This is a genomic window from Mesorhizobium sp., assembly GCF_005063415.1.
Lineage (GTDB): Bacteria > Pseudomonadota > Alphaproteobacteria > Rhizobiales > Rhizobiaceae > Mesorhizobium.
In genome coordinates, this window is record NZ_SUEG01000056.1 from 9203 (window position 1) to 33268 (window position 24066).

Consider the following 24066-nt stretch of genomic DNA (forward strand, 5'->3'; position numbering starts at 1 on the left):
GCGCCAGACGCTGCCATGGCGGGCAAAACTGTCGAGGGCGCGCAGCGCTTGAGTGGAGGGAATTCGCAAGAGGTGAACCGAATTTGCATGAGCCGGGAAAACATATCACTTTTTGGCGGGGCGCTTCACTGCTTTCTTTCCGCCATGGAGAAACCGGTGACCTCGGCGCAAGCGACCGCGCTTGCCTGTCTGGACGACATCCAGCCGTCGCTGTCGGCGTGGACGCGGACCATCTTCGATTTCGGCGAGACCGCCTGGCGCGAATACCAGTCGGCCGCCTGGTATGTCGAGCATCTGAAACACGAAGGGTTTTCGGTCGAGGAAGGCTCCGGCGGTATGCCAACGGCCTTCTGCGCCCATTGGACAAACGGTGCCGGCCCGACGATCGGCTTGTATGCCGAATACGACGCGGTGCCGGGCAATTGCCAGGATGCGGCGACCGTAAAGCGCCCGCGTCCGGGCCTCGGCGAACAGGCCGGCGGCCACACCGATCCGCATTCCGGGCTCGGCATTGCCAGCCTTGCCGGGCTGCTGGCGACCAAGGCGGCGATGCAGTGCCACGGCATATCAGGTACGCTGCGCTTCACCGGCGAGCCGGCGGAGAAGGTGAGGGGATCGAAGCCGATCCATGCCGCGAAGGGCTATTACGATGGGCTGGCGGGCATGATCTCGTTCCATCCTTTTTACATGCTGCCGCTGTGCAATACGGCGCGCTGGGACACGCATTGCGGGGCGGCCTATGCGATGATCTACCGCTTCATCTGCGACGAGCCGGAACATTGGGCGAGGGCGGCCGGCACCGCAGCGCCCATCCCGCAGGCGCATTCGGCGGTGCGTGCGCCCGGCGCCAACGACGCGCTCATGATGATGTACATGGCGTCCAAGGCGCTGCGCGATTCCATGCTGCCGCATCAGGGCGGCTGGTCGATCAGCGAGGCGATCCTGACCGCCGGGCAGGCGACCGCCGACAATCTGCCGGCCGGGCTGGCCGAGATCCAGTACATGATCCGCGTGCCGACGCTTGCCATGGCCGAGCAGGTGACAGCCTTGCTCGACCGCAATGCGGAGGCCGCCGCCAAGATGAGCGGCTGCCGCCATGAGCGGCACTGGGTGTCGAAGTCGCGGCCGGGGCTGGCCAATCACGTCATGGCCGGCATTGCCTTCGCCGCGCTGGCGGCGGTCGGGCCGCCGCGCTGGGACGAGACGGCCAAGGCGATCGCCCGCGAAATCCAGGTCAATGCCGGCGCCGAGGCGACCGAGGAACCATTCATTGACGAACTGGAGCGGCTGATTGCGCCGCAGGCGGCCGAGGCGCTGCTTCGCCTCGATCTGCCGCCATCGCAGCTCAATTCCACCTCCGACGATTACACCGACATGTCGTGGCATGCGCCGACGGCGCGGTTCTACGTCGCCCGGCCGGCACTGCGCTCGGAGAATGGTCACGCCTATCCGGCCTGGGCGATGAACGCGCTGGGCGGCATTCCCGCGACCATCGACCCGATGGTCATCTGCGCGGCAAAGACGGTCGCGCTCGCGGCACTTCGCCTGTTGGAAGACGAGGCCGCGCGCGACGCGGCGATGGACGAATTCGTCGCCCGCACCGGCGGGGGGATCGGCGGCACGAGCTGGATTGCGCCGCTCTGCGACTACGAGCCGCCGATTGGATTTCGCTGGCCGGAATATGTCACCACCCCGCGCGGACGGGATTGGTGGATACCAAGCAACCAAGCCGCATGATCAACCAAGGCCGCCCCCTTCACGAGGAGAACCCCATGACCGTCCACGACCGCATCGTCGCCGAGCCGTTTTCGCTGCAGCGCCGCAACCCGGCCGGCGGCACTAAGCCGCTGACCGCCTGGGGCTTTGCCAACGAGACCGATGTGCTGACCGACGTGCTGCTCGGCTCGCCGAATTTCCTACGCCATCTTTCGACCAGCTCGCTGTCGCGAAAACATCTGCGCGAGGCGCCTTGCAACGTCCAGATCGCGCAGGCGCAGCACAAGGACCTGGCCGCCGCCTATGAGCATTTCGGCGTCAACATCCACTGGCACGAGCCGACGCCGGAGCTGCCGATGCAGGTCTATTCGCGCGATTCCAGCGTCATGACGCCCTACGGCGCCATCATCACCGCCATGGCCCAGTGGTGGCGGCGCGGCGAGAACTATGCGGCGATCCGCACCTATGAGAAGCTCGGCATCCCGATCTACGACATGGTCACCGCCGGCACGTTCGAGGGCGGCGACTTCAATGTCATCGAGGACGGCGTGGTGCTGATCGGCTGCGGCGGCGCCCGCACGCAGGAGGAGGGCGCGCGCCAGGTGCAGGCCTGGTTCGACAAGGAGGGCTGGGAGACCCGCATCGCCTTCATCGACGAGTATTACGTGCATATCGACCTGATGGTGGTGCCGATCGCCGAAAAGCTGACCGCCGTCTGCCTTGCCTGTACGGAGCCGGGCATCGTCGACTGGCTGAAGGGCAAGGGCCACGAGATCATCGACGTGCCGTTCCAGGACACGATGGCGCTCGGCTGCAACTTCATGTCGCTGGGCAAGGACAGGGTGATCGCGCCGACCTCGAGCCAGACATTGATCGGCCAGCTCAAGGCGCGCGGCTTCGAGGTGGCGGCCATCGACATGAGCGAAATTTCGAAGACCGGCGGCGGCATTCACTGCATGGCGCAGGCATTGAAGCGCGAGCCGGCCTGAGGGGCCGGCCTTTAGCCCCAGCGCTCCCACGAAAGCGCCATTGTCAGCAACGTCGATCCCGCCTGGCTCGCGGCGCGCGCCTACAGCACGATGAGCTTTCCCTTGCGCAGACGCTTGGCGCAACGATAGGCGAGGTCGGCGGCGACCATGTCTTCCATCGCAATGCCCATCGCCTTGTAGGTGGTGATCTGTTGATTCGAAACGCGACCCGGCGCGCGGTCGAGCAGCATGGCGCCAAGCTCGGTGCCGAAATCCGGGTCGAAGCCGGCAAGCTCGCAAGAACCGACCGGGGTCGGTTTGAACGCATCCTTGGTTTCGACAAAAAGACTGGATTTGCCGATGAGCTCGATCGGCATTTCTCCGCCAGGCGGCGCCACCCCGACCGACGAGACATGCGTGCCCGGCTGAACCCAGCCTGCGTCGATCACCGGCTGGTAGGAGTGGGTCGCCAGGCACACCACGTCGGAACTGCGCACTGCCGCCTCGAGGTCGGCGACCGCCACCACCGACGGATGCAGCCGGGCAAGCGCTGCCGCATCATCGAAGCTCTTCGAAACGATCCGGATTTCGGCAAAGTCGCGCACCAGCGGCAACAGATGCAGGTGCTGGTTGGCCTGCACGCCGGCGCCGATCACTGTCGCTATCCTGGCATCCCGGCGGGCAAGCGCGCGCACCGACAGCACGGCGGAGCCGGAGGTTCGCACCGCGGTTATGAAGGTGCCGTCCATGATGCAGACCGGCAGGCCGGACAGCGGATCGCACAGACTGATGGTGGCGAGATGGCTGGGCAGGTTCTTGGCCAGGTTGCCTTCGAAGACATTGACGATCTTGACGGTCAGGTTCATGTCCTCCATCCAGGCCGGCATGGCGAGGCTATAGCCGGCTCCGGGGACGTCGAGCTGTGGTCGGGGTGGATTGACGACCTTACCTTGTGACAGCGCCTTGAAGCCGTCTTCCAGAACATCGAGAAGCTGGCTGAGGTCGATGCACGCCATCACGTCGGCTTCGCTCAGCACCAGGATCTCGGTCGCTCCCTTGCTGATTTCCGCCGCACTCTTGCCGGCTGGGCTGAACGCTTCCTTGGTCATCCTGCACTCCTGTGTTCGTCGAAATCGGCTCACCACATCTGCTTTGAGTGGGTGAGGGAAGCGCAGGCTATTGCGAGGTTTTATGTGATGAAATACGTGGCATCTCTGCGTGAAATCAGCACACATATCCCTGAGATAGAGTGGATTGTGAAATGGACGACCTCGACCAGATAGACCGCAGCCTGCTCCGGCTGCTGCAGGAGGATGGGCGCCGGATGACGCTTGATCTTGCCGGGCGTGTCGGGCTGTCGCCGACCGGAACCAGCCAGCGGGTGAAGCGCCTGTTCCGCGACGGGTTCATCACAGCGGTCAGGGCTATGCTCGATCCGCGCAAGGTCGGCAGGGGAACGCTGGTGTTCATCGAGGTCAGGCTTGACCACACGGCGCCGCATGTCTTTGACCGCTTCGCCGAAGCCGTGGCGAAAGCTCCGGAGGTTCTGGAGTGCCATATGGTGGTTGGCGGTTTCGATTATCTGGTCAAGGCGCGGATCGCTGAAATGGCGGTGTTCCAGGATTTCCTGCAGCGGGTCATCCTGCCTCTGCCCGGCGTGCGCGAAACGCACACTTTCGCCTCCATCGCCGATGTCAAGCCGAACGCCCTCTTGCCGGTGTGATCAGATGGAGGAGGGGAATGCTGTTCAGGGCGACCTTGAACGCATCTTCGCCACCTTATCGCTCCCCCTGGCGCGCCTTCCGGTGCAGAGATGCCGGAGACCGGCTCTAGCCTTGCGCAGTCAGCAGGTTCGCATCGCGGGCCAGCCGCCACTCACCGTCTGCCTCCTTGCGCAGGAGCGTCAGCGCATATCCCGATCGATGGACCGGCTCGCCATTCGGCGGGGTCGCGGTCATGTCGATGCGGCTGCGGATAAAGGCCCAATTGCCGAGAAGCTGTAGTTCCACGATATCGCTCGTGCCGTCGATATGAACGCCGGCCGTCTCCTGCGCGGCTGCCGCGAAGATCTCCTTGTCGAAGGGTTCCCTGCCGGGAACCATGAAGATCGCGTCGTCCGTCATCAAGCTGAGGACGGTCGCAATGTCTCCACGCTTGCTGGCATCCATCCACGTCCCGACCAGCTTTCGGATTGCTTTTTCGTCGCCCGTCATCCGTTACCTCCCTGGCATTGCGCCGTCATCGATAGCGCGCGGCGCTCCTCCTCGCCGCAACATAGGGCCTGGATCGCTCTCGTCATCGATTGCAGTGCGTCGCGCGGCGTGGGGCATGGTCCGCGAAACGGCAGGTTCGCGCGTCCATGCTACCGCCAGCCGCCCGAGGCGGTGATGCGCTCGCCGGTCAGCCATGACGCTTCGTCGGAGGCGAGGAACACCGCGACGCGGGCGACGTCGTCGGGCAGGCCGAAGCGGCCGAGCGGTGTCATGGCAATAATCTGCTTCTCGAATTCGCTGCCGACGATGCCGATGCGCGCGAGGCCTTCGGTATCGACGCCGCCGGGCGCGATGGCGTTGACGCGGATGTTGCGGGCGCCGAGCTCCCGCGACATCGACAGCGTGATCGTGTCCACCGCACCCTTGGTGGCGGCGTAGACGAGCGAATTCGGCTGCGGATTGCGGCTGGCGACCGAGCTTATGTTGATGATGCTGCCGCCGCCCGGGCCAATATGGCTCACTGCTTCTTGCGTGGTCAGAATGATGCCCAACACATTGGTGTCGAACTCACGATGAAACTCGGCCTCGGTCACCGCTTCCAGCGGCTCGAATGCGAAGACGCCGGCATTGTTGACCAGTATATCGAGCCCGCCAAACGCCGATTTTGCCGCCTCGAACAGGCGGCGCACGTCGGCCGCTCGCGACACGTCGCCCTGGACGGCGACGGCGCGGCCGCCACGGTTCTCGATCTCGGCGACGACGCGGTCGGCGCCTTCCCGTGACGAGGCGTAGTTGACGACCACCGCGGCACCGGCCGTGGCAAGACCCTTGGCAATGGCGGCGCCGATACCCTTGGACGCGCCGGTGACGATGGCGACCTTGCCGTTCAGCTTGCTCATCAATCTCTCCTTTGTCGACGATGAGCGGTATTTAATGATGATCAAAAAGCGTATTAGGATCATCATGAACCATTCTTTCGTGCCTGGAATTCCGGAATGACCACCATCCTCGAAAAGACCGCCGGTCTCGTCGCCTTCGTCCGAACCGTCGATGCCGGCTCGTTCCATGCCGCCAGCCGGCTGGTCGGCTCCAGCCCGTCGGCGGTGTCGAAAAGCGTGGCGCGGCTCGAGCGCCGGCTCGGCGTCAGGCTGATCCAGCGCTCGACGCGTCGGCTCGGGCTCACCAGCGAAGGCCTCGCCTATTACGAGCGGGTGGCGCCGCTGCTCAGGGCGCTGGACGATGCCGAAGACATCGTCCAGATGGCCGATACGGCGCGTGGGCTGCTGCGCGTCACAGCGCCGGTCGAACTCGGTCGCGGCCTGATCGCGGCATGGGCGCAAGCGTTCCTTGCCCAGCATGGCGAAGTGAAAGTCGAGCTCAGCGTCACCGATCGCCACGCCGATCTGATCCGCGAAGGCTATGACGTTGCTGTGCGCATGGGGCCGCTCTCAGACACCGGGCTCATCGCCCGCAAGATCGCCAACCTGCCGATCGTGCTGGTGGCCTCACCGGTCTATGTCGAGCGGCGCGGCCGTCCGGCATCGGTCGAGGATTTACGGAACCACGAATTCGTCTGCTACCAGATGGCCGGCCGGCCTTATCCGGTCATGTTTGCCGACGGTACGGTGATCGTGCCGGTTGGCCGGTTAGACACCGACGACGGCGGCGCCATCCGCAATGCAGCACTTGCCGGTGCCGGCATCGCGCATCTGATGCGGTTCGCCGTACAAGACGATCTCGACACGGGCCGCCTGGTCCGCATCCTGCCCGAGGTGGCGATGCCAACCATGCCGGTGCACATCGTCCATGCCTACGGGCGGCAGCTACCGGTCCGGGCGCGGCTGTTCGTCGATTTCCTGGCGGGCCAGATGGCGGCACTGACGCGATAGGGCGGGGCGGAATGACCTCCGCAGCCGATCCGACGCCGTCGCAAGCAAGATTCTTGCCCCCATCACCCGATCATCAGAACGTGATCTTCACCGAATCGGCACTGCGGTTCGCTGGGCCGTGGTGGACGGCCTCGATATTGTTGCCGTCGGGGTCGAGCAGGAAGGCGGCGTAATAGCCGGGATGGTAGGATCGCTCGCCCGGCGCACCATTGTCGGTGCCGCCGGCCTCAAGCCCGGCCTTGTAGAAGGCATCGACTATCGCACGGTCCTTTGCCTGGAAGGCTAGATGATGGCGGCCGGTCAGCTTTCCCTGGGCTGCCGGGCTGTCGGGGCTGGAGATGAACAGCTCGTCGGCCCAGAAATAATCATTGCCGGCGCCACCGATCGGTACGCCGAGCACGTTGAGAACCGCCTCGTAAAAGCGCCGGCTGGCCGGAAGATCCCTGACCACCAACTGGATGTGGTCGATGAGACGGCCGCGATGAAGTTCCATGCCCGATAGCTCCTGATCGCCAGGCTGGAAATCTAGCTCAGGACGATGCACGGTCAATGGAATGGAACAATTGAGCGGCGCAATTTCCTGACTGGATAAAAAATGCAACCGGATTGTCGGATTCAAAAGTTGTCCAACGTCCTTCGGATGCAAGCGGCTCGGCGAAGCTCGAAACGGTCGTGCCGTATCAACGCTTCCGGCATGGGAGAAAATTGAAATGAGCCTTCCCTATCGTTGGGTTATCGTCGCGGCTGGCGCGCTGATGACCTGTGTCGCCCTCGGGGCGATGTTCTCGCTGGCGATCTTCCTCGAACCGATGGCGCTCGACACACAATGGTCGCGCGCCGGCATATCGAGCGCGATGACGCTGAACTTCCTGGTAATGGGCCTCGGCGGCTTCGCCTGGGGCGCCATTTACGACCGCTTCGGCGCCCGCATCGTCGTCATGACCGGCGCCGTGCTGCTCGGCCTGGCGCTGGTCCTGGCCAGCCGCACCGGTTCGCTGCTCGTTTTCCAGTTGGCCTACGGCGTGCTCGTCGGCCTCGCGGCAAGCGCCTTCTTCGCGCCGATGATCGCGCTCACATCCGCCTGGTTCGACACGAACCGCAGCCTCGCCGTCTCGCTGGTCTCGGCCGGCATGGGCGTGGCGCCAATGACCATCTCGCCCTTCGCCCGCTGGCTGATTTCGGCCTACGACTGGCGTACCGCGATGTTCGATATCGGCATAACGGCGTGGGTGCTGCTACTGCCGGCCGCGCTTCTTGTGCGCCAACCGCCCAAGCCCGCTGCCGACGGCGCTGCCCCAAGCGTTGCCGCCGAGGGCGCCGGCATGACGGTTCCGCAGGCGCTGCGCTCGCCTCAATTCATCGTGTTGGGACTGACCTTCTTTGCCTGCTGCGCAGCGCATTCGGGGCCGATCTTCCATATGGTGAGCTATGCCATGCTGTGCGGCATAGCGCCGATGGCGGCGGTCAGCATCTACAGCATCGAGGGCCTGGCAGGGCTGGGTGGCCGGCTGCTTTACGGCGTGCTTGCCGATCGGCTGGGCGTCAAACTGGTGCTGATCACCGGGCTGGCCATACAGGCCGTGGTCATCGCAGCCTATCTGGCGGTCAGCGAGCTTGGTCAATTCTACACGCTCGCTGTCATCTTCGGCGCCACCTATGGCGGCGTCATGCCGCTCTACGCGGTGCTGGCGCGCGAATATTTCGGCCAGCGCATCCTCGGAACGGTGTTCGGTGCCGTAACCATGCTGTCCAGCCTCGGCATGGCTTTCGGCCCGCTCGCCGGCGGCATGGTGTTCGATGCCTATGCCAGTTATTCCTGGTTGTTCATCGGCTCGGCCCTTGTCGGGCTTGGCGCAATGGCGATTGCGATCGCCTTCCCGCCGCTGCCGCGCAGGGAGTTGCAGCCGGCCTAAGCAGGATCGACGGAAAAGGGCGGCCGCTTGGATGGCAAGCGGCCGCGATCCAAAATAGCTCGCGCGTTTCGCGGGAGCGGTCTGGCCAGTGCTCGGTTCGATATTCTGAAAAGAGAATTGCTAAGCTTGCAGGGCCACCACCTCGGCGCCGTCAAGCGTGTAGCGCGCATAGCGGAAATCGCGAATTCTTGCCAATCTGTCGTCCGCCCATTCCAGCAGGATAAAGTATCTTGGTCCTCCGGCTGGGTCGTCCGGATCGATCACCAGGATGGCTGGGCGCCGATCGACCAAGCCTGGAAACAGCCGCCAATCGTGGATACCCGCGTAATTGTGGAAGTACCGGCCCACTTTCGTGCGGCCGCTCGCCCGGAGCCGGTTGACGAGGTCAAGCCGCACGTCCTCGGCCAGCATGTCGCGGATCATATCGAAGTCGCGGGCGTTGAACCGCTCTACATAGGCTGCCAGACGCGCCCGCTCGGGCTCGGCCAACAACGGCACGGGCCTATCGTCAGGCTCGCCGGCGACCTCGCGCAGGCGCAGACGGCCGCGATGAAGCGCGGCCTTCACCGCCGGAACGCTGCTGTCGATAATGTTGCCGATTTCTTCGATCGTATAGCCGAGCACATCCATGAGGATGACGCTGCTACGCTGCGCGGCGGGCAGGCGCATGAAGGTCTGCAGGCTTGCGGCTGCAGTGTGCCGACCCTCGGCCGACATGCCGGGGTCAGGTATCGTGTCGATATCCTCGACGGCATGCGCGGCATCCACCCTGGCGCGACGGCGCAGGTGGTCGAGCGCTGTATTGTGCGCGATGCGAAACAGCCAGCCCTCGACATTGGCTATCGGCCCGGTCCCGGGGAACGCCTCGAGCGCCTTCACCGTAGCTTCCTGGACGACATCCTCGGCATCGATCACTGAACCGGTCATGCGGGCGCAATAACGGTGCAGTTTCGGCCGCAATTCGCCGAGCAGCCGGTCAAATGGCTCCCGTCCTTCTGGCGTGCCGATTGCGGATCCGGTCATCGCACAAGGGTCGATTTCATGCGTATCTCCCAGGCAGAGGCGCCCGCCATCGGGCGCAGCGTCCTATAGACGCTCGACGATGGCAAAAGGATTCGGTCGAAAAAACTTTCTTTGGCTGGAATCCTTTGGTGGTGCCTCCGCGTCACTGGATCACGGGCCCGCGAGACTGGCGGGCCCTCTGTTCAAGCCGGAGGCATCATAATCATGAGCAAGCAAAATGCAGGATCAACGAAGGCCTGGGTTCTCGCCCTCACGTCGATAGGCTCCTTGATGGTCGTTCTCGATGCGATGGTCGTGGCGACCGCATTGAGTACGATGCGGGTCGAACTCGATGCCTCGCTGGAGACGCTGCAATGGACGATGAACGCCTACAATTTGAGTTTTGCCGTCCTGCTCATGACCGGGGCGGCGCTCGGTGACAGGTTCGGCCGACGCCGCATCTTCATCGCCGGATTGGCGCTGTTCGTCGCAGCGTCGGTTGCGTGCGCGCTCGCCGGAAATGCCGGATTGCTGATTGCGGCCCGTGCGGTTCAGGGCGCGGGCGCTGCAATGGTCATGCCGCTGGCCATGGCGCTGCTGAGCGTCGCTTTCCCGCCGGAGGAACGAGGCAAGGCGCTGGGTATCTTCAGCAGCATCACCGGCCTGGCCCTGATCATCGGCCCGATGGCGGGCGGTGCGATCTCCGAAGGCCTCTCCTGGCACTGGATCTTCTGGCTCAATGTCCCGGTCGGCATCGTTCTCATGCCGCTGGTGATGCGTCGGATTCCGGAGAGCCACGGGCCGGGCACGGCAATCGATGTCCTCGGCGTCGTGCTGGTAACTGCGGCGGCATTTGGAGTGGTCTGGGGTCTGATGCGCGGCAACATCGTGGGCTGGAGCAGCTCTGAAGTGCTGTCGGCGCTGACGGCCGGGCTGTTTCTCGCCATCGCATTCGTCGTTTGGCAGTTGCGTACCCGTGAGCCCATGCTGCCTTTGCGGTTTTTTCGGGCGCGCGCATTCTCCTCGGGCGTAGGGGCGAACTTCCTGCTCTGCGCCGCCATGTACGGCCTCGTATTCCTGTTGCCGCAGTTTCTGCAGTTTTCTCAGAGCCGTGGGCCGCTCGGCGCCGGCATGGGATTGCTGCCCTGGACCGCCACGCTTTTTGTAGTTGCACCGATCGCCGGCAGCCTGATCAACCGCGTCGGCGAGCGCTGGCTTGTTGTGGCCGGATTGACCCTGCAAGCAGCTGGAATGGCTTGGCTGGCGCAGATCGCAGCACCTGATCTGCCTTATATCCAGCTAGTCGCGCCACTGATCATTACCGGTGCCGGCGTGTCGATGGCCATGCCTGCCGCGCAGAATGCGGTCCTCAATGCGGTCGCGCGGCCGGAAGTCGGCAAGGCCGCCGGCACATTCAACACATTCCGCTTTCTGGGCGGCGTGTCCGGGATCGCGATCGCCGGTGCGGTGTTCGCCGGGACTGGAAGCTTCGCGTCCACCGATGCCTTCAGCGATGGTTTCACCTCGGCAATCGACGTCTCCGCTCTGCTCTCGCTCGCCGGCGCGCTCGTCGGAATGGGTCTCCCGGAGCGTCGCACAGTGGCGCTCGCGAACGCGAGCAAGGAGGCGTAACTCGGAGGCGGGAAGCTTGCGCGAAGCGGGTCCCGCTTCAACACGTCATCTACTTGCCGGCGGATGCGAGGGTGCCGCTCGCCATGAGGCTCCACAACTGGTCGGCGCTAAGGTGCCTGGCGGATCCGTCATAGGCCACGCGTCCAAGGCTGAGAACCACGATCCTTTCGGCCAGCGCCCGCACCGTGGAGAGATCGTGTGTGACGAGGATGACGCCGGTGCCGCTGGCGGCGATCGAACGGATGAGCTTCACGCGTTCCGTGATGACGGCAAGCTTGCTGCATCGCAGCACATTCGACACTGATATCGGCAGGCCAAGGTAGGGGCGCCAAAATCGTCAGAAATGGACAATTCAGGCTGTTTCCTGCAGTTTCTGAGCCTCTATTAGCCACGCCTCACGTTCCTGTTTCAAATGTGTCAACTATTTGTGTTGCGTTGCACAATGGTGGACCTATTCTGCGTGAGGGGGGCGCTTCCGATTGGAAATGCGCCGTGAACGACGACGCCATGTTGATCGATTGGCAGTTTCGCCGTCCCGCCGGCATACGCCGCTAATGGGAAATGCGCGCGACACCCAATTGGACGCGCTGAGGGCCATCGCCGTGACGATGGTGCTGTACTCCCACTTCTTCGCGGCGGCCGGGTCCTCGTTTTGGGGCCAGATCGGTGTGCGGCTGTTCTTCGTGCTGAGCGGCTTTCTGATCACCCGCCTGCTGCTGGAAGCCAGAGCGGCCGCCGAATTCGAAACCGGACCGGCGCTGAAATCCTTCTATGTCAGGCGGGCGCTGCGGATATTCCCGCCCTATTTCGCCGTGCTTGGTTTCGTCTGGCTGGTGGACCTGGAGCAGTCGAGGGGTTCGCTGGTCTGGCATGCGCTCTATCTGTCGAATTTCTGGTACGCAGCGCAGAATGAATGGACGCCCTGGCTGCTCTGCCATTTCTGGAGCCTGAGCATCGAGGAGCAGTTCTATATCGTCTGGCCGCTGATCGTCCTGCTGGCGCCGCGCCGGCGCCTGGAATCGATCTGCATCGGCGTCATCGTGCTGTCGCTGGCCTATCGCTTTTATTGGCCGATCGCTGGAACGCCCGGTTTGGCGCGCGACCTGCTGCCGCCGGCGTCCATGGACGCATTGGCGTCAGGCGCTCTGCTTGCCGCTTACCGGTCAAGAGCTGCTGGCTTGCCGCAATGGCTTCGAGGTGGCTGGCCGGGGCTCGCGGTGGCGTTTTTCGTTCTGCAGTGGTTTGCGCCGGCGCCGGCAAATCCGGTGCAGGAATGGGGCCTCTGGCTGCTGTTGCAGATCCTGCCTCTCGTGCCGCTGGTGGTCATCGTTGCAAGCTGTTCGACAGGCGTTGGCGGCAATATCGGAAAAGGTCTCGAACTGCCACCGCTGCTTGGCCTTGGCCGCATCAGCTACGGCGTCTATCTCTACCATCCGATAGTGCTGGCGTTGGTCGTCAAGTCGCAGCCCTGGATCCCGCTCAACGTCTCGGAACAAGGGCCGGGACGGTTCCTGGTGGCGGGGACGGCGACGCTCATGCTGGCCTCGGTCTCGTGGCTGCTTTTCGAGAAGCCGCTCAATAGCCTCAAACGCCACTTCCCCTATGTTGCTCGAAAGGGCCGCGGCGCCATCCCGGCAGGCATCGACGCCGGCAATGCCGGATGGGTCGCGGCGGGAGCATATCAGGGCAGACCGCTCGATGGCGCATCACGCTTGCCTCGCAAGCTGCACCGAACCGATCGGAGCTGATCATGGCTGCTCCCTTGGTGTCAGTTCTGCTGCCGATCTACAATGCGGGACCTTACCTCGCCGCTGCGCTGGGCAGCGTCCTGCGGCAGGATTACGAGCGTGTGGAGGTCATCGCCATCAATGACGGCTCGACCGACAACTCGCTGCAGATCCTGCAGAAATATCGCCAGGCCGACAGCCGCATCTCGATCATCTCACGCGAAAACCGTGGCCTGATCGCAACGCTCAATGAAGGCTTGGCCGTGGCCCGCGGCGATCTGGTCGCCAGGATGGATGCCGACGACATCGCCTATCCCCGGCGCCTGTCGCGACAGGTCGCGCTGTTTAACCAGCAGCCTGACCTTGCGCTGTGCGGTGCAGGCTTCGACACCTTGCTCGGCAACCGCGTCGTCAGGGGGGCGCCCGATCCGATATTCCAGGATAACAGCCTGCGGATATTGTCGATGTTCTTCACGATCTTCATGCACTCCACGGTGGTATACAACAGGAATGTCATAGAAGAAGACGTTCTATATTATGACACGAGCTACAAGCATGCCGAGGATTTCGACCTGTTCAGGCGGCTGACCGACCGTTACCCGGCAGCCATGATCCCCGAAAGCCTGATCGCCTATCGTATCCATGACGAGAGCGTGACCAACAGGCACAAGCGCGAAATGCGCAGGACGCATTTGAAGATCGTCGCCGAGAACCTCGAGCGCGAAGGGCTCGCACAAGAGACGCAAGGCCTCCACGAAATCGGTGACGTCCTGTCGATGGGCACGGTCCGCCGTGCCGCCGAATGGATCCTTGCGCTGGAAGAAAGGATTGCCGCCCTGCCGGCCGAGACGAGGCCGAGCTACCAGGCTGGCACGCTGAACCTGTTCTATTTCCTCTATCAGCTGATATCGGGGGAAAGACAGCCGCTGCTGATGCACGAATTCCTGACACAGACCGCGAAATGGAAGCTCATTCGGCGCCGCGAGCAATACGTGTTTCGCACCGGTGCCTTCGCGCCGCGCTTCAGTCTCGTCTCGATGTCGGTCACCAGGCAGGTGGATGCCCTGTCGCGTTATCTGCAATCCGTGCCGGCCGCGGCGGTTTTGCCTTCCCCTGAGTTGAGCTAGCAACGCATGTTCGTCAAATCGCACCAGCTCCAGCAGCGCGGCCGCTCGATGATGCCGGCGGCCATGTCGCCGCGGCCGCAGCAAGGACCGGCGCCGGCGGTCAGCTTCATCGTCTGCACACGCGACCGTGTCGCCGTACTCGAGCCCTGTATCAGCTCGATCCAGGCTGCGTGTCGTGCCCATGCCGACTTTGCCGCCGAGCTGGTGGTTGTCGACAACGGCTCGACCGACAGCACGGCCAAACGGCTGGCCAGCATCGCCGAACTTTCGGACATTCCGTTCACCGCCATTTGCGAGCCGCGACCCGGATTGGCGGCCGCGCGCAACGCCGGGCTGGAGCGGGCGCGGGGCCGCGTGCTGGTCTTCGTCGATGATGATTGCGCGGTCCACAAGGATTATCTGCGCGATCTGCAGCGGCACTATGCGGCCGGCGAACGGGTCATCCGCGGTGGCCGCGTCGAGATCGGCGATCCCCGCGACCTGCCGTTCACCATCAAGCGGTCGCCGCTGCGCGCGCGGCTTACGCCGGATGTCCATCCCGGCGGCTTCGTACTCGGCTGCAACATGACGATGCACCGCGATGTCGCCGCCCGCATCGGGCGTTTCGACGAACGCTTCGGCGCCGGCGGCCCGCTGCGCTCCGCCGAGGATACGGACTATCTGGTGCGGGCGGTGCTGCTCGGCATTCCGGTCGAATATGTGCCCGATATGACCATCTATCACCATCACGGCCGACGCGACCGCAAAGCCATCGAAAAGCTGCATCGCGACTACAGCATGGGCAATGGCGGGCTTTGCCTGAAACATATCCGGTACGCGCCGTGGCTGCTTCGCCATTTCTACTGGTCTATGAGGGCGGCCTTACGCGAACTGAGGAAAGGCCCGCTGTTCGACCGCGAACTCAAGCTGTCGCACTGGCCGATCATCGGCATGAATCTGCTCGGCGCGGCCAAGTTCGCGGTGCTTTTGCTGGCGAAATCGCCAAAGACAACGGAAGTGCGACAGGAGCAACAGGCAAATGCCGAGGCGAGGTGATCCGCTATCATGCGACTGATGCCGCCCAGCCTGCCGATGCTGCGCCGCGCGCTCGGGCAAAAGCAGTTGCGCCTGCTTCCGGCCGTGGTGGTGCTTGGGCTGCTCAGCGCCGCCCTTGAAGGCTTCGGCATCGGCCTGATCATTCCGTTGCTGAACGTAATCATGGGGCAAGGGCAGACCGGCATGGCCGGTTTTTCTGCCGTCTTCCAGCATGTCGGAGCGAGCCTGAGCGAGCGCGACCGGCTGATCGTCATATCGGTCGCCATCCTCGGCTCGATCGTTCTGAAGAATCTGTTCGCCTACGCCAACACGCTGCTGACCACCTTCATCTACGGCAAGGCCAGCCATTCGATCCGCAGCGCGCTGTCGGAGCAGCTGCTTAGGGTAGGCTACCCGTTCTTCCTGCAGCAAAGCCCTGGACGGCTGCTCAACATCATCTCCAACGAATCCTGGCGGGCCTCGGATGCCATCCAGATCACGCTGGGGGTAATCGTCAACGCATCGGCCGCGATCATCCTCCTGACCTTCCTGCTGCTCCTGTCGTGGCAGATGACGTTGCTGGTCACGCTAGGCCTGGCGCTGGTGCAGGTCGCGCATGCCATGCTGTCGGCCAATCTGAAGGCGCCGAGCCGCAGCGTCGCCTCCCGCAACAGCCAGCTGGCATCGCAGATGCTGCATCTGGTGCATGCCGGACGGCTGATCCGCATCTTCGGCCAGGAGCAACGCGAGAAGGCGGCATTCGACCAGGCATCGGATGCGGTGCGCCGCGCCGCCTTCGTGCTTTTAACGCGCCAGGGAGCGTTGCCGCCGCTGACCGAGGTTCTGCACGCCATGCTCTTCCTGGCGGTGGTGATCGGCGCCTGGTTCGCCAATGTCAGCTTCCCGCTGATCGTCGCCTTCGTCATCCTGCTCTACCGGCTGCAGCCCTACATGCGGTCGCTGCAAATGGCCTGGAGCCAGCTGCAGGGCCTGAGCGGGTCGCTTGAAGAGGTGACGTGGATGCTGGACCCATCCGACAAGCCCGCGCCGCCGCAAGGCAGCGCAGCGTTCCCGGGGCTCGGCCAAGGCATCAAGTTCGAGGACGTCACCTTTACCTATTCTGGTTCGGAACAGCGCGCGGTGGTGCTGCATGCGGCGAGTTTCGACCTCCGCAGCGGCCGCTCGACCGCGCTGATCGGCCGCTCGGGCGCCGGCAAGACGACGATCGTCAATCTCCTGTGCCGCTTCGTCGAACCGGATAGCGGCAGGATCCTCGTCGATGGATCGCCTCTCGACCGGATCGACCCCAGCCAATGGCGAAAGCACATCGCGCTCGCCAGCCAGGAGCTGGAACTGGTCGACGGCACGATTTTCGACAACATCATCTACGGCCAGGACGCGGCCTCGGCCGATGACGCCGAGCGCGCGGCAAAACTGGCCGAAGCGCATGGCTTCATCGAGCAGCTGCCGCAGGGCTACAGAACCGTCGTCGGCTACCGCGGCGTCAATCTCTCGGCGGGACAGCGGCAGCGGATCGCGCTGGCCAGGGCCCTGGTGCGTGATCCCGATATCCTCATCCTCGACGAAGCCACCAATGCGGTGGACGGCCTGTCGGAAGCGGCGATCGTCGAGACGCTGAAGTCGCGGGCCGGCCGCCGCACCACCATCGTCATCAGCCATCATCGCAGCACTATCTCGTTCTGCGACGACGTCGTGATCCTGAGCCACGGCCGTGTGAAGAAGCAGGCGCCGTTCGCCGCACTTGCGACGCTCAGCATGGACGAGCTTTACCAGCACGAGGCGCTCGAAGGCTGAGGCCTCGATCCGATCTGGAGCGTACAGAACCAAGGGTCCGCCTGCCAAATCCAGCAATGGCAGGCAGACCCTAATCAGCGCATGAAGGGCCTGATTCTGCGCCGATGTCTCCTCGAGGAGGTGACGCCATCAACTGAAGACCGGCGCAGTTGTTCCCGACGCCGGCCGTACACAAGACCATTGCGCAGGCAGGTCAGACTTAGGTCCCTGTAAACGGGCATCGCTGGCTGGAGTGAACATCGGATCGGCTCGGTGGTAGCGAAACTCCGGCCGGAGGGTCGACGCAGTTATTGGTTCCGGCATGACCGGTTCGGCGCTGATCAGGGGCGGCGATCGATCGCCGCACGGCTGCTGCGGAGGGGCGCTTGCATTCCTGTGGAATACGCATCCACCGGCGCCAAGTGAAGTTGTCCAAGCGGTAGGGGCTCAGCGGTCGTCAAGCTGTTGCTAATATACCGCACAGGCAGCGCTCTATGAACAGCGTCGCTTGGAACCCCTACCTCCGACCAACCGTTAGTGTCACAATGACGAACCAAAAAGTGAGGCTGACGATGGACCCGCTGCAAAACAACACGTTGGAGATCTGGTGTCTTGCGGCCGTTCCGCTGTCACTGCTCCTTACGGTGTTATTAGCCGGATTTATTCTTTAGCTGAACCAACGAGGCCGGCTTGGCGGACCAGGCCTGGAAGACGAAAACGACGGCCAAGGCACGCTAGGCGTCGCGGACACTCCCCGTAGCACCAGGCCATGGCAGCCTTTTCCAACGTTGCCATCATAATCGGCTCTTTCGACCGGTCCGGTCCGCGCGATCGCTCGCGCCCCGTTGCAAGGGCGAGCATCCGAGCTCGTACGTTTTTTACACAATCTCTGATTGGTGGACTCGCCCGCCGCCATCGACGTTAATTTTGCGTTAGCGACAGGAGGGGGGAGATCGCTAAAGGGAGGAAGAAAATGAAAGAAAACTACGATCTGACGATCGACTACGACGACGAACCTTACGACAACAAGCCTTACGATCTAGCTACATTCGCAAGGAAGCACGGGCTCAACATTCGAGCCGCCGAGCTTCTTCTTTTCGCCAAAGGCCCGTCTCGAGCGGCCTGCGATGCCGCGGCGAGGGCATTTCTGGCGGCGGTAGCCGCACAGGCTATGAGACAATCGGCGCGGTAGGTCTCACAAAACCATTGCTGACACGGCCTGCCGTGTCAGCAACCCAACGGACAGCGCTGGAAATTCCGGCCCGTTTCCAACAAGATGCCTAAGCATCCGGGAACGGCCTGAAATGTGCAATCTTTACAATATCACGACCAGCCAGCAGGCCATCCGCCAGTGGACACGCGCCCTGCGTGACATCCTCGGCAATCTCGAACCCTCCATCGACATATATCCCAACCAGCCCGGCCCGGTGGTGCGCAATGCGCTGGACGGCGAACGGGAACTGGCCAATCTGCTGTGGGGCATGCCGACGCCACTGGAGCGGGTGAAGGGCAAGGCCGACTACGGCACCACCAACATCCGCAATCCGCAATACGGCCATTGGCAGCAATATCTCGGCATCGAGAACCGCTGCGTGGTGCCCGTCACCAGCTTTGCCGAGCCCAGTCCGACGCCCGGCGACAAGGACCCGGAGACCGGCATTCAGCGCAACTACTGGTTTGCACTCGGCGAGGACCGCCCGCTGTTCTTCTTCGCCGGCCTGTGGACGCATTGGCAGGGCACTCGCAAGGTCAAGGACGGCCCCGCCGATCACCAGGTCTATGGCTTCATGACGACCAGGCCCAACGCGCTGATCGCGCCGATCCACGACAAGGCAATGCCGGTGATCCTGACCACGCCGGAAGAAACCGAGACCTGGCTGACCGCGCCATGGTCGGAGGCAAGACACCTGCAGCGCACGGCGCCCGATGACGCGCTGGTGATTGTCGACAAGCCGGCGACACAGATCAAGTTTCCGCAGCAGGCGCCGGCGCAAGGCTCATTGTTTTAGCGCTTGAATTTCTGCAGCACCCAGATGTAGCCCTTGGGCGGATGATCCTGGTCGATGAACTGCGTCTTCACCGTCGTGTCCTTGCGGCTGCATCGCTTGCACCTGAACCTGATCGCTTCCAGCGGTTTGTTCCAGCCCACCACCTGGGCCACGTCATTGGCCCTGAACCGTCCGACATGGTAGCAATGGCCGCATTCCACGATAGCAGCATGTTGGCCTTGGCGGCACGCCCAACGCTGTCCATCGGCCCGGCCATGGGTTATTTCCGGGTCGAGTAATCCTCGGGGAGCGGAAGCAGGCCAAGCTCCGCCATCCGATAATCGGGCTCCTTCTCCGCGACGCTGGCCAGCACCTCGTGCAATTTCTCGACAAGCCCGCAAAGCTGCCAGAACAGCTCGCCATGCGCCTTCAGATGCAGCTGCGACGACAGCACCGTCCGGCGCAGGCTCAAAGCGTCCCTGATGATCGCCTCCGCATCCCTCGCCGACAGCCTGTCGAACCGGCTTTTTCGTCTGCCCATCGCGGCTCTCCTCGATTTGTGAGCAACCGCCCCGCCTACTGACAAATAGGAAGGCATTCCTCGCGGAGTCAATTCGCCCTTGACATTTTTGTTCCCGTTTTGTTCAATTTCAACAGGAACGATCGGAGGCATCGCCATGGACCACATCGTGACGCTGGACAGCCGCCAGGAGGCTGCTCTCCAAGCGATCGCCGACCAGTTCATCGCCCAGCACAAGGGCGATGCGGTGAAGGCGCTCAAGGAATCGTGCTGAACGGGCATTTGCAGGAGCGGCTGGATGCCGTCGATAGCCGGCGCCGGGCCACGCGGTAAGAGTGCATCTGCCAATGTCCAGGAGGTGAAGGCTCGTTGGACGGCTTCGGTGCCACCGAGGGCTGGGGCCTGCTTTGCCAGCAATTCATGCACAGACGTTAGTTGCGTACGCTGCGCATAATCACTGAATGACTGATTGTGGGTTTGAGCACGGCCTTGGCGAGTCGCAAATCTCTTATTCGCGCCATCTGCCCCGAATTGCGGCCAATAGTCGACCCATATGCTCCGGCACGTCGCTCCTATCGCGCCGATCCCAGTAGGACTGCAGCCCAAGGTATCGGTGCTGCGTTAGGTCTGCAAGGGTATGAAGATCATCGAGACCAACGGAAGGATGCATCTCCTTTCCATCGACCTGTTTCCAAGCATCCGCAATGCCATGCCGCGCGAACAGTTCCGTACCCGTCAGGACAACTAGGGGATTGATGGGCCCGGCTTGATGGGTTTTCCGGCGGCCCCATAGGGCAAGGTGTCGTAATCGAGCAATCTCGGCCAAGCTATACTCATCGATCTCACGCAGGGTGGACACTACAAGCACGGCTCCGGGAAACGACTCGGCGACCTTTTTCAAAGAGTGGATCGTCTCGTCGTTGATGCTGCCGACTCCGAAGCTCTTGGCCTCACCCAAGACCAAGATAGGCTCGTCGCGTTCGTCCCTACCCATCCTGGTTGGGCGGTGCCAAGCAACGAAATCAATCTCGCACCCGAGCGGAGCGAGGCGGAGCCCGGTTGCCCATGTAATGTTCGTATCGTGCTGTGGTGCAAGGCTGCGCAGAGTAAGGGCGACTGCATAGCCACCGCGAGCGTAGTCTGGGGCCGCGAAAGGACCAGTAAGCCGATAATACCATTCAAGGCGATGCAAGTCCTGAGGTGCCTGTGAAAATTCAAACTGATTGAGACAGCGCGAACAGGTTGGTTTGTAACCCAGGGCGTCGAGCGCAAACCAATTGTAGTAGGCGCAAATCGGACATTGCACCCGCAGGCCGGCACGAAAGACTGATCGATTGAGGAAGTAATCTAGGTTGTTCCAAAAGCCAAATGACCGCTTTGAACGTTCCTCGAAATGGCGACGAACCTCTTGATAATGTTTCGAACGATCCGGCACGGATTTGACGGTTTTCTTGCCGTTGCGGTGGACTTCCGTATGGCTCTCCGCCATCTCATTCAGAAGTTGAAGCGTCTTTCGGTCCGCGAACATGCCGCAGGCAAGAAGCGTATCGGCGGTCGCGATCACCCTCGAGGCGACCTGTCCCTCTTCAGAGGGCGTTGCCTCTATACCCTGGGTTTTCAGCCAGCCGATGATCGCGGCGCGGCCCTCCTGCGGCTCTAGCAGTGAATAACCGATTTCGTGCTCTTGCTGCAGTGCCCACCCCTCCCTTCCAATGCGCAAGTCTCTACCGCTCCCCAATCGCGGGTACTCGGGGGACCAAAGGTTGGAAGGATAGACAATTGCCGGGTCGGCGCGCTGATGTAGCTCGTCAGCTACGACAAGGTTGACCCAACGCCCTTTTGTGTAGCGGCGCGTTGCGTTGAGAAAGCTGGGAGTTGGCGCAGGCAACTTGAGATAGCGTTCGGAGCCCAGTTCCTCGTCAAAGGAAATCGACTTGCCTGTTGCAATGATCTTTGCTTCCCGACGGTCGCGCCCTCTCGCGACGCTTTCCCAAAGCAGCGGGGGCCGACCAGAAAAAAACGAGCGATCCGGCAAATCTGACAAGTGGGTGCGCGTAAGTTCGACGCGCGCCTCATCCGGGATCGAGGCGCCGAACAGCTCGCTTGAGTGGAACTTCGTCCCGGAAGAATTCCCAGGTATAGGACGATGGATCGCCAAGATGCGCTCGCGTACGAATTCCGAATGCTCGGCGAACCACCCCATGCTGATAGGTGTAAGGCGCCGTTCGACGAGGCGAAAGTTCCACAAGTCGATGACGTCGCCGGCATCTGTAGGGTCGAACACGCAGAATGTCTCATCGGAAAAGCCTCTGCCGAGCGACTCATTCAGGCCATGGCGCGAGACCCACAATGCGCCAGCATAACCTTCTTTGAGAAATTTCTTCGCGGTATCCGCGGAGGCCGCTAGCTTCTCGGGAGAAAATATCTCCCTGTATCCTTCGGGGATGTAGGCGAGAGGCCCATCTGTCGGATATCGCCCTCCAACAACATCGAAGAATGCGTTTCCAGGAGTCTGTTCGATGTCGGCGAAAGAGTGTTTGTGCCGCCGCTCGTACTTATACTCAGTATCATAGAGCTCCTGCATAGTCTCGGCGATGTCAACGCCAGCGGCAAATTGGACTTTTCCGCGATAATCCATTCGTAGAACTCTTTCAATGGGATCGTGCGCGGCAGGCCCAGGCCATAGTGCTCGCCCCGCCAACCGAGCTTTTCGGCCATGCCAGGGGTTGCCTCGATCAACGTGTCGGGCTCGAAAAAATCAACATAGCCGCGGGCTACGTCCAAGCCATTTTTGACAAGGTGGCGACGAGTCCAACGCTGACCGCCGGTTTCGAAAAATGGAATAATGGGGTTGTATCGGCCGCCCCACAAACAAGCCGAGAGTTGTGCCGCGCGCGCTACAAGGGCGAGGTCGTCGGGAGGCACCAGGAATGCAGCGCGCACAGGGCGTAGACTGACCGAACCGGAGAATCGCATCATTGCTCTCGCGAAATAGCTAGGCGTGACGCCTATCAGGTCGTCAGATTTTGGTCCACGACGACGCTTAACGGATCAGAGCCAAGCTACACGGCTGCGGCACTGTGCATATGACCGTTTAGGGGGCAAAGGCAGTCTGTCACCGCCACGAGGCAACTCGCCCCTTACCCTCTCGGCCCTGCCGCGTCTTGCCCGTCCGCTCGCGTCAGTTCCCGCACATAGTTCGCAGATGCCCGACAGGCGCGCGCAGGACGCCCCCCGCCCCGCCTACTCGCACTGCCTGCGCGGGCCGCCGGACTAAAGCTGATAGCTGTTGTCTTCCGGCCGATAGGAGCGGTAGCGGCTGAAGCAATATTGCACGTGGTCGGAAGCCAGGCGGCGCCGGCTTCCTGCGACGGAACGTAGCCATCCATCGGCAACGTGTCGCGCGCCTCGACATAACTGGCGCCATCGTCGGGAGGCTGTGCGGTGCGCTCGGCAGCGCCGGCATCGGAATAGGGCGAGATGCAGCAGCGCTGCTCGCAGCTGTAGGATGTGTAGTGGTCGTCGCTTGGCCTGTAGGAGCGGTAGTGGCTTCGCGACGGCTTGTTGCGGGGTGGAATTCAGGCTCCGTCAGGCATCCGGCGCGGCTGTCTGGCAAGCGACGGCACGCCGCCTCAATGCCTCTTGAAGTACTGCACCTCGCGTTCGTGCTTCTCCGCAGCCTCGCGGCTGTCAAACGTCCCGAGATTGCGGCGCTTGCCGGTCTTTTCGTCCTTCTTGCGCGAATAGAGGCGGTATTTTCCGTCTTTGAGCTTTCTGATCATCTGTCACTCCCCGAGCCGCTGCTTCCCCTTGAGATTGCGCGCGGCTTGCTCGATCGCCGCTCGGTCGTTGCCCAGCCTATCGATCAGTTCCTGCGCCTGTTCGCCCGATATGCCGGTGCGCACCGCCAGGGCCTCCACCGTCAAGACGTCGGAGCTCGCGACCTCGCGGGTTTCCGGCAGGGCATCGCCTGCCGTCAACGGCAGGGCTGCCTCCCTGTCGATCTCGGCCTCGGCCCGGTGCCAGTGCCGCTCGGGATCGCCATGGATCCCGCCTTCGCGTTCCCAGATCTGGTATGCGCGCTCACGAATCTTGTCGTCCCGGTCGTCGCCCATCTTGATTCCTCCTTTGCCTGTCGGATGAACGCCGCGCCGATCCGAACGATCCAAAAAAATTTGCGTGATCGTTGGTTGGCCGCTCGAGGGTGGGATCGCACAAGGCACCATGTCCTTCGGCCCGCTAGCCCGCCATCCGGCGCGCCAGCCTACTCGCACTGCCGGCGCGGCCCGCCGGAATATGGCTGATAGCTATTGTCCTCCGGTCGATATGACCGGTAGCGGCTGAAGCAATATTGCACGTGGTCGGATGAGAATTCGGCGGCGCCGGGTTCATCCGATGGCGGGTAGCCCTCCACCGACGACGTATCGCTCGCCTCGACGTAGCTGCCGTCATCGGTGATGTCGAGATAGGGCGAGATGCAGGGGCGCTGTTGGCCGCCGTAGGATGTGTAGCGGTTGTCGTCTGGCCGGTAGGAGCGGTAGCGGCTGGCGCACCATTCGACAT

The 24066-nt window shown here is 62.7% G+C and carries 24 protein-coding genes and 1 pseudogene; 12 read left to right on the forward strand and 13 right to left on the reverse strand.

Annotated elements, in window-relative coordinates:
- The first annotated feature begins 144 nt into the window (after nucleotides 1-144).
- Both E5W70_RS16405 and E5W70_RS16410 read left to right on the forward strand, forming a co-directional pair.
- Nucleotides 145-1737 carry an amidohydrolase gene (locus E5W70_RS16405; RefSeq protein WP_292659791.1) on the forward strand — a complete coding sequence of 531 codons (1593 nt, stop codon included), beginning with the start codon at nucleotides 145-147 and terminating at the stop codon, nucleotides 1735-1737.
- 35 nt (nucleotides 1738-1772) lie between these two features.
- Nucleotides 1773-2705, forward strand: coding sequence for a dimethylarginine dimethylaminohydrolase family protein (locus E5W70_RS16410; RefSeq protein WP_292659762.1), 933 nt, complete (start codon nucleotides 1773-1775; stop codon nucleotides 2703-2705).
- An 80-nt stretch (nucleotides 2706-2785) separates the two neighbouring features.
- Here E5W70_RS16410 and E5W70_RS16415 read toward each other — a convergent pair whose 3' ends face one another.
- Nucleotides 2786-3793 carry an ornithine cyclodeaminase family protein gene (locus E5W70_RS16415; RefSeq protein WP_292659763.1) on the reverse strand — a complete coding sequence of 336 codons (1008 nt, stop codon included), beginning with the start codon at nucleotides 3791-3793 and terminating at the stop codon, nucleotides 2786-2788.
- Nucleotides 3794-3945: 152 nt separating this feature from the next.
- On the opposite strand from E5W70_RS16415, the gene E5W70_RS16420 reads away from it, so the two are divergent.
- Complete coding sequence (locus tag E5W70_RS16420) at nucleotides 3946-4407, forward strand: Lrp/AsnC ligand binding domain-containing protein (RefSeq protein ID WP_292659764.1); 462 nt, start codon at nucleotides 3946-3948, stop codon at nucleotides 4405-4407.
- Between the two features lie 106 nt (nucleotides 4408-4513).
- Here E5W70_RS16420 and E5W70_RS16425 read toward each other — a convergent pair whose 3' ends face one another.
- Together E5W70_RS16425 and E5W70_RS16430 are read right to left on the reverse strand one after the other, a co-directional pair.
- The gene (locus E5W70_RS16425; RefSeq protein ID WP_292659765.1) at nucleotides 4514-4897 is read right to left on the reverse strand and encodes an SgcJ/EcaC family oxidoreductase; all 384 of its coding nucleotides are present in this window, start codon (nucleotides 4895-4897) and stop codon (nucleotides 4514-4516) included.
- A 149-nt stretch (nucleotides 4898-5046) separates the two neighbouring features.
- Nucleotides 5047-5796, reverse strand: coding sequence for a glucose 1-dehydrogenase (locus E5W70_RS16430; protein WP_292659767.1), 750 nt, complete (start codon nucleotides 5794-5796; stop codon nucleotides 5047-5049).
- 96 nt (nucleotides 5797-5892) lie between these two features.
- Here E5W70_RS16430 and E5W70_RS16435 point away from each other — a divergent pair, with 96 nt between their 5' ends.
- Complete coding sequence (locus E5W70_RS16435) at nucleotides 5893-6786, forward strand: LysR family transcriptional regulator (RefSeq protein WP_292659769.1); 894 nt, start codon at nucleotides 5893-5895, stop codon at nucleotides 6784-6786.
- A gap of 73 nt (nucleotides 6787-6859) precedes the next feature.
- Here the strand turns inward: E5W70_RS16435 and E5W70_RS16440 are convergent, their stop codons facing one another.
- Nucleotides 6860-7279 (reverse strand): VOC family protein, encoded by a 420-nt coding sequence (locus tag E5W70_RS16440; protein ID WP_292659771.1) that lies wholly within the window; start codon nucleotides 7277-7279, stop codon nucleotides 6860-6862.
- A gap of 217 nt (nucleotides 7280-7496) precedes the next feature.
- On the opposite strand from E5W70_RS16440, the gene E5W70_RS16445 reads away from it, so the two are divergent.
- Nucleotides 7497-8699: an MFS transporter gene (locus E5W70_RS16445; protein ID WP_292659772.1), complete on the forward strand. Its 1203-nt coding sequence runs from the start codon at nucleotides 7497-7499 to the stop codon at nucleotides 8697-8699.
- Between the two features lie 120 nt (nucleotides 8700-8819).
- Here E5W70_RS16445 and E5W70_RS16450 read toward each other — a convergent pair whose 3' ends face one another.
- Nucleotides 8820-9722: a sigma-70 family RNA polymerase sigma factor gene (locus E5W70_RS16450; RefSeq protein ID WP_292659774.1), complete on the reverse strand. Its 903-nt coding sequence runs from the start codon at nucleotides 9720-9722 to the stop codon at nucleotides 8820-8822.
- A 204-nt stretch (nucleotides 9723-9926) separates the two neighbouring features.
- On the opposite strand from E5W70_RS16450, the gene E5W70_RS16455 reads away from it, so the two are divergent.
- Nucleotides 9927-11333 carry an MFS transporter gene (locus E5W70_RS16455; RefSeq protein ID WP_292659793.1) on the forward strand — a complete coding sequence of 469 codons (1407 nt, stop codon included), beginning with the start codon at nucleotides 9927-9929 and terminating at the stop codon, nucleotides 11331-11333.
- 49 nt (nucleotides 11334-11382) lie between these two features.
- On the opposite strand, the gene E5W70_RS16460 is transcribed toward E5W70_RS16455, so the two are convergent.
- A complete protein-coding gene (locus tag E5W70_RS16460) occupies nucleotides 11383-11634 on the reverse strand; it encodes a hypothetical protein (protein ID WP_292659776.1) in 252 nt (83 codons plus the stop codon).
- Between the two features lie 253 nt (nucleotides 11635-11887).
- Between E5W70_RS16460 and E5W70_RS16465 the strand changes: the two genes are divergently transcribed.
- The 6 genes from E5W70_RS16465 to E5W70_RS16490 all read left to right on the forward strand — a co-directional run bounded on the left by E5W70_RS16465 (nucleotide 11888) and on the right by E5W70_RS16490 (nucleotide 19004).
- Nucleotides 11888-13081, forward strand: a complete 1194-nt coding sequence (locus E5W70_RS16465; protein ID WP_292659777.1) for an acyltransferase — start codon at nucleotides 11888-11890, stop codon at nucleotides 13079-13081.
- 2 nt (nucleotides 13082-13083) lie between these two features.
- Nucleotides 13084-14187: a glycosyltransferase family A protein gene (locus E5W70_RS16470; RefSeq protein WP_292659779.1), complete on the forward strand. Its 1104-nt coding sequence runs from the start codon at nucleotides 13084-13086 to the stop codon at nucleotides 14185-14187.
- A 63-nt stretch (nucleotides 14188-14250) separates the two neighbouring features.
- Nucleotides 14251-15222 carry a glycosyltransferase gene (locus tag E5W70_RS16475; RefSeq protein ID WP_292659795.1) on the forward strand — a complete coding sequence of 324 codons (972 nt, stop codon included), beginning with the start codon at nucleotides 14251-14253 and terminating at the stop codon, nucleotides 15220-15222.
- A gap of 6 nt (nucleotides 15223-15228) precedes the next feature.
- Complete coding sequence (locus E5W70_RS16480) at nucleotides 15229-17016, forward strand: ABC transporter ATP-binding protein (protein WP_292659797.1); 1788 nt, start codon at nucleotides 15229-15231, stop codon at nucleotides 17014-17016.
- A gap of 952 nt (nucleotides 17017-17968) precedes the next feature.
- Nucleotides 17969-18187, forward strand: a complete 219-nt coding sequence (locus E5W70_RS16485; RefSeq protein WP_292659780.1) for a hypothetical protein — start codon at nucleotides 17969-17971, stop codon at nucleotides 18185-18187.
- A 112-nt stretch (nucleotides 18188-18299) separates the two neighbouring features.
- On the forward strand, nucleotides 18300-19004 hold the full coding sequence (locus tag E5W70_RS16490) for an SOS response-associated peptidase (RefSeq protein ID WP_292659781.1): 705 nt from the start codon (nucleotides 18300-18302) through the stop codon (nucleotides 19002-19004).
- On the opposite strand, the gene E5W70_RS16495 is transcribed toward E5W70_RS16490, so the two are convergent.
- The 7 genes and pseudogenes from E5W70_RS16495 to E5W70_RS16525 all read right to left on the reverse strand — a co-directional run.
- Nucleotides 19001-19156: a hypothetical protein gene (locus tag E5W70_RS16495; protein WP_292659783.1), complete on the reverse strand. Its 156-nt coding sequence runs from the start codon at nucleotides 19154-19156 to the stop codon at nucleotides 19001-19003. The two genes, E5W70_RS16490 and E5W70_RS16495, sit on opposite strands and share 4 nt — an antisense overlap.
- Nucleotides 19157-19263: 107 nt before the next feature.
- Nucleotides 19264-19524 carry a hypothetical protein gene (locus E5W70_RS16500; protein WP_254819421.1) on the reverse strand — a complete coding sequence of 87 codons (261 nt, stop codon included), beginning with the start codon at nucleotides 19522-19524 and terminating at the stop codon, nucleotides 19264-19266.
- A gap of 487 nt (nucleotides 19525-20011) precedes the next feature.
- Nucleotides 20012-22141: a hypothetical protein gene (locus E5W70_RS16505; RefSeq protein WP_292659787.1), complete on the reverse strand. Its 2130-nt coding sequence runs from the start codon at nucleotides 22139-22141 to the stop codon at nucleotides 20012-20014.
- A gap of 635 nt (nucleotides 22142-22776) precedes the next feature.
- Nucleotides 22777-22848 (reverse strand): annotated as a pseudogene (locus E5W70_RS16510) (BA14K family protein); the annotation flags it as partial.
- 287 nt (nucleotides 22849-23135) lie between these two features.
- A complete protein-coding gene (locus tag E5W70_RS16515) occupies nucleotides 23136-23285 on the reverse strand; it encodes a hypothetical protein (RefSeq protein ID WP_127204769.1) in 150 nt (49 codons plus the stop codon).
- Between the two features lie 3 nt (nucleotides 23286-23288).
- Nucleotides 23289-23618 (reverse strand): DUF2934 domain-containing protein, encoded by a 330-nt coding sequence (locus E5W70_RS16520; protein WP_292659788.1) that lies wholly within the window; start codon nucleotides 23616-23618, stop codon nucleotides 23289-23291.
- Between the two features lie 149 nt (nucleotides 23619-23767).
- On the reverse strand, nucleotides 23768-24066 hold a 299-nt coding region (locus E5W70_RS16525), incomplete at its 5' end, for a BA14K family protein (RefSeq protein ID WP_292659790.1).